The following is a 9,214-nucleotide window of genomic DNA, read 5'->3' on the forward strand; positions in this document are numbered from 1 at the left end:
GTGCCGGTGCTGGCCGGCGCGTTCCATCTGGCGGTCGCGGACGCGGTGGCCGAGGTCGCGGGGCTCGCGCGGCGGCGGTACGGAGTCCGCCTGGTCGGTCTGACCGGCGGTGTGTTCGCCAACGTGGTGCTGACGCGGGCCTGCCGCGCCCGGCTCGCCACCGCCGGGTTCAACGTACTCGTCCATCGGGTGGTGCCGCCGGGCGACGGTGGGCTGGCGCTGGGCCAGGCGGCGGTCGCGGCGCTGGGCCGCCCGACGGAGCCGACCTTCGGCGGGAAGGAAGCCTGACGGCATGTGTCTGGGGATACCGGGCCAGATCATCGAGATCTGGGACGACCGCGGTACGCGGATGGCGATCGTCGACTTCGGCGGCGTCACCAAGACGGTGTGCCTCGCCTACCTGCCCGACGCGACCGTCGGGGAGTACACGATCATCCATGCCGGCTTCGGGCTGATCAGGGTAGACGAGGCCGCGGCGCGGGAGACCCTCGCGATGTTCCGGGACCTGGGGCTGCTCGAGGAGGAGCTGGGATCGCGCGCGGCGGGACCGGGCATGACCGGGCCGAGCCGGTGAGGTACCTGACGGAGTTCCGCGACCCGGCGTTGGCCCGCCGGCTGCTGGATGCGATCATCGCCACCGCGACCCGGCGCTGGACGATCATGGAGGTCTGCGGCGGCCAGACCCACTCGATCATCCGTAACGGGATCGACCAGCTCCTCGCGGACCAGGTCGAGTTCATCCACGGCCCCGGCTGCCCGGTGTGCGTCACGCCGCTGGAGACGATCGACCGGGCGCTGGCGATCGCCGCCCACCCCGAGGTGATCTTCTGTTCGTTCGGGGACATGCTGCGGGTCCCCGGCAGCGGCACGGACCTGTTCATGGTCCGGGCGCGCGGTGGGGACGTCCGGGTGGTCTACTCGCCGCTCGACGCGGTCCGCCTCGCCGAGGAGAACCCGGACCGCCAGGTCGTGTTCTTCGGGGTGGGCTTCGAGACCACCGCCCCGGCCAACGCGATGGCCGTGGTGGCGGCCCGGCGCCGTGAGCTCGGCAACTTCTCCGTACTTGTCAGCCACGTGCTGGTGCCGCCGGCGATGACCGCGGTCCTCGCCTCGCCGGCGAACCGGGTGGCGGCGTTCCTGGCGGCCGGCCACGTGTGCACGGTGATGGGCACCTCCCAATACGAGCCATTGGTGGCGACCTACCGGGTACCGATCGTCGTCACCGGTTTCGAGCCGCTCGACCTGCTCGACGGGGTGCGCCACGCCGTCAAGCAGCTCGAGGCGGGGCGGGCAGAACTCGCGAACGCCTACCCGCGGGCGGTGCGGCCGGCGGGCAACCCGGCGGCCCGGGAAATCCTCGCCGAGGTTTTCACGGTGTGTGACCGGTCCTGGCGGGGAATCGGGACAATCCCGGACTCGGGTTGGCGGCTGTCCGCGGTGTACCGGGACTTCGACGCCGAGGTCCGCTTCGACGTCGGGGGCCTCACGGTGGCCGAGCCGGCCGAGTGCCGCAGCGGCGAGGTGTTGCAGGGCCTGGTCAAACCGCCACAGTGCCCGGCGTTCGGAACCTCCTGCACGCCACGCACCCCACTCGGCGCGACGATGGTCTCGGCGGAGGGGGCGTGCGCCGCCTACTTCCAGTTCCGGCGGCTGACCCCGGCGGTCGGCCGTGGCTGACCCCGTCGACCCGACCGGTTGGACCTGCCCACTTCCGCTGCGTGACCATCACCAGGTGGTGCTGGGGCACGGCGGCGGCGGCGTGCTGTCAAGCGAGCTGATCGAGCATCTGTTCCTGCCCGCGTTCGGGACCACCGACGTGGCGCGGGCGCCGGCGGACTCGGCGGTCCTGGACGTCGCGGGCGCCCGGCTCGCGTTCTCCACCGACTCGTACGTGGTGCGCCCGCTGTTCTTCCCCGGTGGCTCCATCGGCGAGCTTGCGGTCCACGGCACCATCAACGACCTGGCCTGTGCCGGCGCGGTGCCGGTGGCGCTCTCGGCCGGGTTCATCCTCGAGGAGGGCCTGGAGCTCGCGGTCCTGGGCCGGGTGGCGCAGGCGATGGGCCGGGCCGCGGCCGCGGCGGGGGTGCGGCTGGCGACCGGGGACACCAAGGTCGTCGAGCGCGGGCTGGCCGACGGTCTGTACGTGAACACCAGCGGCATCGGGCTCGTCCCGGCCGAGGTGGACATCCGCCCCGAACGGGCGAGGCCCGGCGACCGGGTCATCGTCTCCGGTCCCGTCGGCGAGCACGGTGTCGCCGTGCTGAGCGTGCGCGACGGGCTGGAGTTCGGCGGCGAGGTCCGCTCCGACACGACGGCGCTGCACGGGCTGGTCGCGGCGGTGCTGGCGGCCGCGCCAGGGGTCCACGCGCTGCGCGACCCGACCCGGGGTGGCCTCGCGACCGCGCTGTGCGAGATCGCCGCCGCGTCCGGGACGGGCATCGAGTTCATCGAGCGCGCCGTGCCGGTGCCGCCCGCGGTCGAGGCGGCCTGCGGGTTCCTCGGCCTCGACCCGCTGCACGTGGCGAACGAGGGCAAGCTGGTCGCGTTCGTCGCCGATGCCGACGCCGACGCGGCGCTCGCGGCGATGCGGGCGCATCCGGCGGGGCGTGACGCGGCCGCCATCGGCACGGTCACCACGGAGCATCCGGGCGTGGTCGTCGGGCGCACCGCGTTCGGGGGAACCCGCATCGTCGACCGGCCGCTCGGCGAGCAACTCCCCCGCATCTGCTGAGTTCGGCGGCGTGGCCGCGCCCACCTTTCCAACGATCGGCTCCAACGATCGGCGGGTCAGGGCGCGTGATGCGCCGGATCCATCCGGAGGACCCGGAACCGACCTCCAATGATCTTGCCGTACATCTCGGCGGACATGGGCCCGGGGAACGTCGCGACAACCGATGCGGGCGAGCCGGCGTCATCGATGAACACGACCGCGTACGCGCCGGCACCTGGCTGCGCGGTACGGAGGGCGGCCTCGGCGCGTTGCCAACCGCCCTTGCGCCAGTTGTCCCTGGCCGGCCGGTCGCAAGGCTGCGGCGCCGTCACGCCGGCCCCGGCCCGAACAGCACGCCGGGCCGGAGCCGCCGGTCGCCGGGCGGGCTACACCAGTCGCCGGGACGCACACGACACGCAGGACGCCCGGGACACACAGTGGCGTCGGTGAGCCGGTGAATCCTCGCCATGTCCCACCCCGCTCCAGGTCGTGCGGTCCAAGTCGTGCGGTCCAAGTGGTGCGGTCCAGTTCTCGGCCGTGCGGTGCAGTTCTCGGTCGACATGCTCCGTGGCATCAGCTTCAAGACTTACGCACGACAGGCGGCTTGGGAAGGGTGTGAGAGTCGTCAGACGACCGGCGGGGCGCCCGGCACACCGCGGGTTCCCCGCCCGGCACACCGCCGTCAGGACCGCGGTCTCCACATGCGACGATCCGACGGAGATCCCGGTAAGCCTGGCGCCAGGCGCAGGCTCGCGGGGTGTGACAACAGTCAGACCAGATGAGAACGGCCGGCCGATGAACCATTGCCCTGGACCCGGGTAGACGATAAATGGACATGCAACCCTGCCTCACCGACCTCCTGAACGCACTTGTGCAGTTACGGAAAGCGGCTGGACTGAGCCAGGCCCAGCTCGCCAATCGGGTCCGCTACCAGCCGAGCTACCTGTCGAAGGCTGAACGCGGGCTGCTCGGGGTGCCGTCGCAGTCGCTCGTGACCGCGATCGACATAGAGCTGAACGCCGGTGGCTCCCTGATCGAACTGCGTCGTCACGCGTGGCTGGAGGACAAAGGGAGTCAGGCGGGCATCCCGTGGCGACGAGTTCTGGAGGAGGTGGACACCACGGATCATCGACAGCTCACCGTCGGGGAGAGCGCGGCCGCCGTCGGTCCCGTCACGAGATCCGATGCACCAGCCATCCCCGTCCCCGGGCGCACATTCACGTCCACGTCCACGTCCACGTCCGAGGGAGCCGACCGCCGGACAAGGAACACCGTCGGGCTGTCCGGGCACTGGTGGACGGCCTGGCAGACGTTCCGGGACGGCGAGGAGATCCGCACCTCGCAGGAGGCGAACCTGAACCAGGTCGGCGACGTCATCCAGATGGAGGCGATCTCCCGCGGCCTGTCGGTCGACGAGGGCGGGTACCTCTGGTGGGGCGAACTGCGGGTCTGGGACAACGAGATAATCATGGGTTGGTACGTCGCCTCCGACGGACCGGTCCGGTCCAAGGGGACGGTGTTCCTCTCCCTGCATCCCCACGGCGACCGGTTGACCGGCCGCTGGGTCGGATTGAGCTATGATGGCCTGTTCATCGAGGGTTGGGGGGCGATGGCCCGCTCGGAGAACACCGCGCTCGCGCTCATCGACCGGCTCAAGAAGCAGTACCCCAGAGTCCCATGACGCGTCCCTGCGTGCCTCGGCCGGCTTCCCGAAGCGGCATCTGGAGGGAACGAGGCGGGGGAACGAGGCAAAACGCGGCCATCGGTCCGCGTAACTACGGTCGGACGGTGTCGCCTCGCCATAGTCGCCTTTCCGTCCTACCGGGCGTCCGCCCGGGCGACCAGCCGGTGAGGAGCAGCGGCTCATAGAGTGACCAGAATGACCTTCCCGTTGGTCGATTCGTGCCCCCTGGTCGATCCGTGAGCGACGTCGCGCAGGTGCTGCGCCGCGTCTTCGGCTACGAGTCGTTCCGGGACGGCCAGCAGGAGATCATCGAGCATGTCGTCGACGGCGGCGACGCGCTCGTCCTGATGCCGACCGGCGGCGGCAAGCGCTCTGTTACCAGATCCCCGCCCTGGTGCGGGGCGGCACCGGCGTCGTGGTGTCACCGCTCATCGCGCTGATGCAGAACCAGGTCGACGCGTTGCGGGCGCTCGGCGTCCGCGCGGGGTTCCTCAACTCCGCAACTCCGCGCAGGAGTTCGACGAGCGTCGCGACGTGGAGTCCGCCTTCCTCGCCGGTAACCTCGACCTGCTCTACCTGGCGCCGGAACGGCTGCGCGCCGACGCGACGGTCAGGCTGCTCGACCGGGGCGAGATCGCGCTGTTCGCCATCGACGAGGCACACTGCGTCTCGCAGTGGGGACACGACTTCCGGCCCGACTACCGCGAGCTGTCGGCACTGCGCGAGCACTGGCCGAACGTACCGAGAATCGCGCTGACCGCCACCGCGACCCCGCGGACGCACGACGACATCGCCACCGAGCTCGGCCTGGAGAACGCCCGCCACTTCGTAGCCGACTTCGACCGTCCGAACATCCAGTACCGCATCGTGCCGAAGAAGGAGCCGAAGGCGCAGCTGTTGGAGCTGCTACACACCGAGCACGCCGCGGATGCGGGAATCGTCTACTGCCTGTCCCGGTCCTCCACCGAGAAGATCGCCGACTTCCTGGTAGCGAACGGGATCACGGCGCTGCCCTACCACGCCGGGCTCGACGCGCGCGCCAGAGCCGAGCACCAGGCACGCTTCCTGCGCGAGGACGGCATCATCATGGTCGCGACCATCGCCTTCGGCATGGGCATCGACAAACCAGACGTACGCTTCGTCGCCCATCTCGACCTGCCCAAGTCGATCGAGGGCTACTACCAGGAGACCGGGCGCGCCGGGCGGGACGGGCTGCCCTCGACCGCGTGGCTGGCCTACGGTCTCCAGGACGTCGTGCAGCCGCGCAAGCTCATCGACACGTCCCCGGGCGACCCCGCGCACCGCCGGCAGCAGAGCAGACACCTCGACGACATGCTCGCGCTGTGCGAGACGGTCGAGTGCCGCCGCATCGGGCTGCTCGCCTACTTCGGGCAGCGTGACACCGCCCCGTGCGGCAACTGCGACACCTGTCTGACACCCCCGCAGTCCTGGGACGCCACGATCGCCGCCCAGAAGTTGCTGTCGGCCGTGCTGCGACTGCAGCGGGAGCGCCGCCAGAAGTTCGGTGCGGGTCACCTCATCGACATCCTGCTGGGCAGGAGGACGCCCAAAGTGACCCAGCACAGTCACGACACCCTGACGGTCTTCGGTATCGGCACGGAGCTCGGCGGTCCCGATGCGGCGCGAGCCGGAGCGCGCCCCCACCACAGCCACGACCGCGGCCACCACGACCGCGGCCAGGACCACGAAGGCCCGCCACGCCGCACCGGCGGCCGACCTGTCGGCGGAGGCGGTGCCGGTGTTCGAGCGACTGCGCGCCTGGCGCGCCGGCGTCGCGAAGGAGCAGGGCGTCCCCGCATATGTGATCTTCCATGACGCCACCCTGCGCGAGATCGCGGTGCGCGTGCCGGCCGCCCTGGCCGAACTCGCCACCGTGAGCGGCGTCGGTGAGAACAAACTCGCCAAGTACGGGCAGCAGATCCTCGACCTCCTCGCCGAGTGAACCAGGCTCCCGCCCACCCACCGGAGACATCGTCTCAGGAGAGCGGTACCGCACCGCTGGAGTGATCGGTAGAGCCGACCGCGAAACGCGGGTGGCCCCCGCGGCCCCAGCCAGTGGTGCGCGGGGAGGCCGAGGTTTCCCCACCACCAACGCTTACCGAGAGTAGCCCACACAGACCGGAAGGATGGTTCCCTTGACGGAACTCGATTGACTTAGGTTAGCCTAACTTAATCCTAAGCTTCCCCGAGGGGGACGCACGTCCCGCGAACAGCCTTGCCTGTGCTGACCTTCTCCACTGGCGGGCCGATCGTCAACCCGAAGACCAACCCGACCGGCCCATGAAGGACCCCGGTTAGGATCACACCTCACACTGGAGGAAATATATAGATTTGTAAGGACCGGTGAATCTTGGCATGAGGCCGGACCGCTGTGATGGTTGTTGACCGGGCTCGGCTGGCCGCCGCGCTGCCCGGCTACGAGCTGGGCGACCAGCTGGGCGCGGGCGGATTCGGGCTGGTGCTGGCGGGCTGGCATCGCGGCCTGCAGCGCGATGTCGCGGTCAAGGTCCTGCATGCGGGGCACGGCCGGGCGGCGGCCGGGTTCGCCGCCGAGGCGCGGATCCTCGCCAGCCTGGATCATCCGCACGTGGTTCGAGTCTACGACTACGTCAAGACGGGCGATCTGCACCTGCTCGTCATGGAGATGCTCGGCGGGGGAACCCTGACCCGGCGCCGGGCCGACATGGGCCCGCAGACGGCCTGCGCGGTGGGACTCGCGGTGGCCTCGGCCCTGGCCTGCGCCCACGGCAAAGGGGTGCTGCACCGCGACATCAAGCCCGACAATATTCTTTTCGACACTACCGACCTGCTGAAAGTCGTCGACTTCGGGGTCGCGAAATTCGTCGGCGAGTCGGGGGCCATCGCGAGTGCGGTGATCGGAACACCGCCGTATATGGCCCCCGAACAGATCATGGGCGGCCGCTTGGAGCCGGCCACCGACCTGTACGCCCTCGGGATGGTGCTCTACCAGCTACTGGCCGGCGTGGCACCGTTCGACCCGGACCTGCCCGCGCATGTCCTGCGCCAGCACCACCTCGAACGCGTCCCCCTACTGCCGGCCGGGGTGCCCGCGCCGCTGGGGGCGGTGGTCCTGTGGACGCTGGCCAAGAACCCGGCGGACCGTCCACCGTCCGCGCACGTCTTCGCGTGCCAACTCGCCGAAGCTGCCGCTGGCGTGTACGGCCCGGACTGGATCGCCCGGTCGGGTATCCCGCTGCGGCTCGACGACGACATCCGCATCGCCATCGGGCAGCCGCCCGCGTCCGTCCAGCCGACGCCACGGCCGTCTCCCACCGGCGCGTCCTCGGCGCCATCGGTACCTTCCGGGGCATCGGTGCCTTCGACGGGTGGCACACCACCGGCCGAGGTGGCCGACGGGAACATCGCCGGCCGGCGGCGCCCCGCGTCGTCGCATCCTCGGCGCGGCGCGCCGCCGCGCCGCCGCGCCACCATCACCGTCGCCGTCGTGGGGCTGCTGCTCGCTGTCGCCGGCACCGTCCTGATCGTCACCGCTCCTCTCGGTGGGCGCGAGACCGGTGCCCGCCAGCTCGGTCGTCCCCTGACCGGCCACACCGGTTGGGTGACCTCGGCGGTGTTCTCCCCGGACGGCCGCACCCTGGCCAGCAGCAGTAGGGACGGCACGGTGCGGCTGTGGGACGTGACCGACCCGGCCACCCCACGCCCGCTCGGACCGCCCCTGACCGGCCATGCCGGCGGGGTGACGTCAGTGGCGTTCTCCCCGGACGGGCGTACCTTGGCCGGCTGCAGCTGGGACACCACGATCTGGTTGTGGGATGTGACGGACCGCTCCCGTCCCCACCAGCTCGGGCCACCCCTCACCGATCACACGGGACCCGTGTGGTCGGTGTTCTTCCCCGGCAACGACGTCCTCGCCAGCAGCAGTGACGACAAGACGGTGCGGCTGTGGGACGTGACCGACCCGGTTACCCCACGCCCGCTCGGGCCACCCCTGACCGGCCATGCCGGCGGGGTGACGTCGATGGCGTTCTCCTCGAGCGGGCACATCCTGGCCAGCGCCGGCTACGAGAAGAGGGTGCGGATATGGGATGTGACCGACCGCTCCCACCCCCGCCTGGCCGGGTCCCTGAGCGGCCCCGCTTACGTGTTCTCGGTGGCGCTCTCCCCCGATGTGCGCATCCTGGCCACCGGCGGGATGGACGACTTGATCCGGCTGTGGGACATGACCGACCCGGCCACCCCACGCCCGCTCGAGCCGCCCCTGACCGGCCACGCCAACACCGTGTGGGCGTTGGCTTTCTCGCCGGGCGGCCGCACCCTGGCCAGCGGCAGCCTCGACGGCACGGTGCGGCTGTGGGGGCTGCGGGATGCGGCCCACCGCTTCCACCCGCGTCTCCTCGGCGAGCCGCTGACCGGCCACGCCGACTGGGTGTTGTCGGTGAGCTACTCTCCGGACGGCCGCACCCTCGCCAGCGGCAGCAAGGACGGCACGGTCCGGCTGTGGGCGCTGCCCTCGCCATGAACGCTGCCCTCGCCATGAACGCTGTTTAGGGGCATGTGGCGGCTCTGACCGGAGTTACACCGCACTGACGATGATCACGTTAGCCAGGTCCCCGAGGGGGCGCGGATGCTGCCCGTTCGTTCCGGTCAACGGTGGGGAAGGGTGACTCGCGGACCGGTGCCCCGCCGCCATTGGTAGGGCACCGGACAGGACCATCGGCCGTGTGGGAGCCGCTCCGGCCATTCGATGATGGCCATGAGCGGCGCGACACGAGCACCGCCGTGCGAATGGGGACGGGATGGCGACGCTGCCGGTGGGG

7 protein-coding genes and 1 pseudogene are annotated in these 9,214 nt (G+C 70.8%); 7 read left to right on the plus strand and 1 reads right to left on the minus strand.

Translation table 11 applies throughout. From position 1 onward, the window contains the following. The 4 genes from AC08OP_RS15010 to hypE all read left to right on the plus strand — a co-directional run. Positions 1 to 288, plus strand: a 288-nt coding sequence (locus tag AC08OP_RS15010; RefSeq protein WP_476614770.1) for a Kae1-like domain-containing protein, incomplete at its 5' end; no start/stop codon positions are given. A 4-nt stretch (positions 289 to 292) separates the two neighbouring features. Continuing rightward, positions 293 to 574, plus strand: a complete 282-nt coding sequence (locus AC08OP_RS15015) for a HypC/HybG/HupF family hydrogenase formation chaperone (RefSeq protein WP_476614771.1) — start codon at positions 293 to 295, stop codon at positions 572 to 574. Further along, complete coding sequence (gene hypD, locus AC08OP_RS15020) at positions 571 to 1,677, plus strand: hydrogenase formation protein HypD (protein WP_476614772.1); 1,107 nt, start codon at positions 571 to 573, stop codon at positions 1,675 to 1,677. The genes AC08OP_RS15015 and hypD overlap by 4 nt, the downstream gene beginning before the upstream one ends. After that, a complete protein-coding gene (gene hypE, locus AC08OP_RS15025; RefSeq protein ID WP_476614773.1) occupies positions 1,670 to 2,731 on the plus strand; it encodes a hydrogenase expression/formation protein HypE in 1,062 nt (353 codons plus the stop codon). Before hypD ends, hypE begins: the two co-directional genes overlap by 8 nt. A 56-nt stretch (positions 2,732 to 2,787) precedes the next feature. Here the strand turns inward: hypE and AC08OP_RS15030 are convergent, their stop codons facing one another. Next, the gene (locus AC08OP_RS15030; protein ID WP_476595037.1) at positions 2,788 to 3,042 is read right to left on the minus strand and encodes a hypothetical protein; all 255 of its coding nucleotides are present in this window, start codon (positions 3,040 to 3,042) and stop codon (positions 2,788 to 2,790) included. Between the two features lie 497 nt (positions 3,043 to 3,539). Between AC08OP_RS15030 and AC08OP_RS15035 the strand changes: the two genes are divergently transcribed. The 3 genes and pseudogenes from AC08OP_RS15035 to AC08OP_RS15045 all read left to right on the plus strand — a co-directional run bounded on the left by AC08OP_RS15035 (position 3,540) and on the right by AC08OP_RS15045 (position 8,916). Further along, positions 3,540 to 4,391 carry a helix-turn-helix domain-containing protein gene (locus AC08OP_RS15035; protein WP_476614774.1) on the plus strand — a complete coding sequence of 284 codons (852 nt, stop codon included), beginning with the start codon at positions 3,540 to 3,542 and terminating at the stop codon, positions 4,389 to 4,391. A 221-nt stretch (positions 4,392 to 4,612) separates the two neighbouring features. Continuing rightward, positions 4,613 to 6,357: pseudogene (locus AC08OP_RS15040) on the plus strand (RecQ family ATP-dependent DNA helicase). A 432-nt stretch (positions 6,358 to 6,789) separates the two neighbouring features. Beyond that, a complete protein-coding gene (locus tag AC08OP_RS15045; protein WP_476614775.1) occupies positions 6,790 to 8,916 on the plus strand; it encodes a WD40 repeat domain-containing serine/threonine protein kinase in 2,127 nt (708 codons plus the stop codon). Positions 8,917 to 9,214 lie beyond the last annotated feature (298 nt).

Source organism: Frankia sp. CeRuru1, from assembly GCF_977966315.1.

Excerpts from the sequence above, each read along its gene's own strand:
- AC08OP_RS15015 (WP_476614771.1), top strand. The coding sequence starts at position 293 with ATGTGTCTGGGGATACCGGGCCAGATCATCGAGATCTGGGACGACCGC.
- AC08OP_RS15035 (WP_476614774.1), top strand. The coding sequence starts at position 3,540 with ATGGACATGCAACCCTGCCTCACCGACCTCCTGAACGCACTTGTGCAG.
- AC08OP_RS15045 (WP_476614775.1), top strand. The coding sequence starts at position 6,790 with ATGGTTGTTGACCGGGCTCGGCTGGCCGCCGCGCTGCCCGGCTACGAG.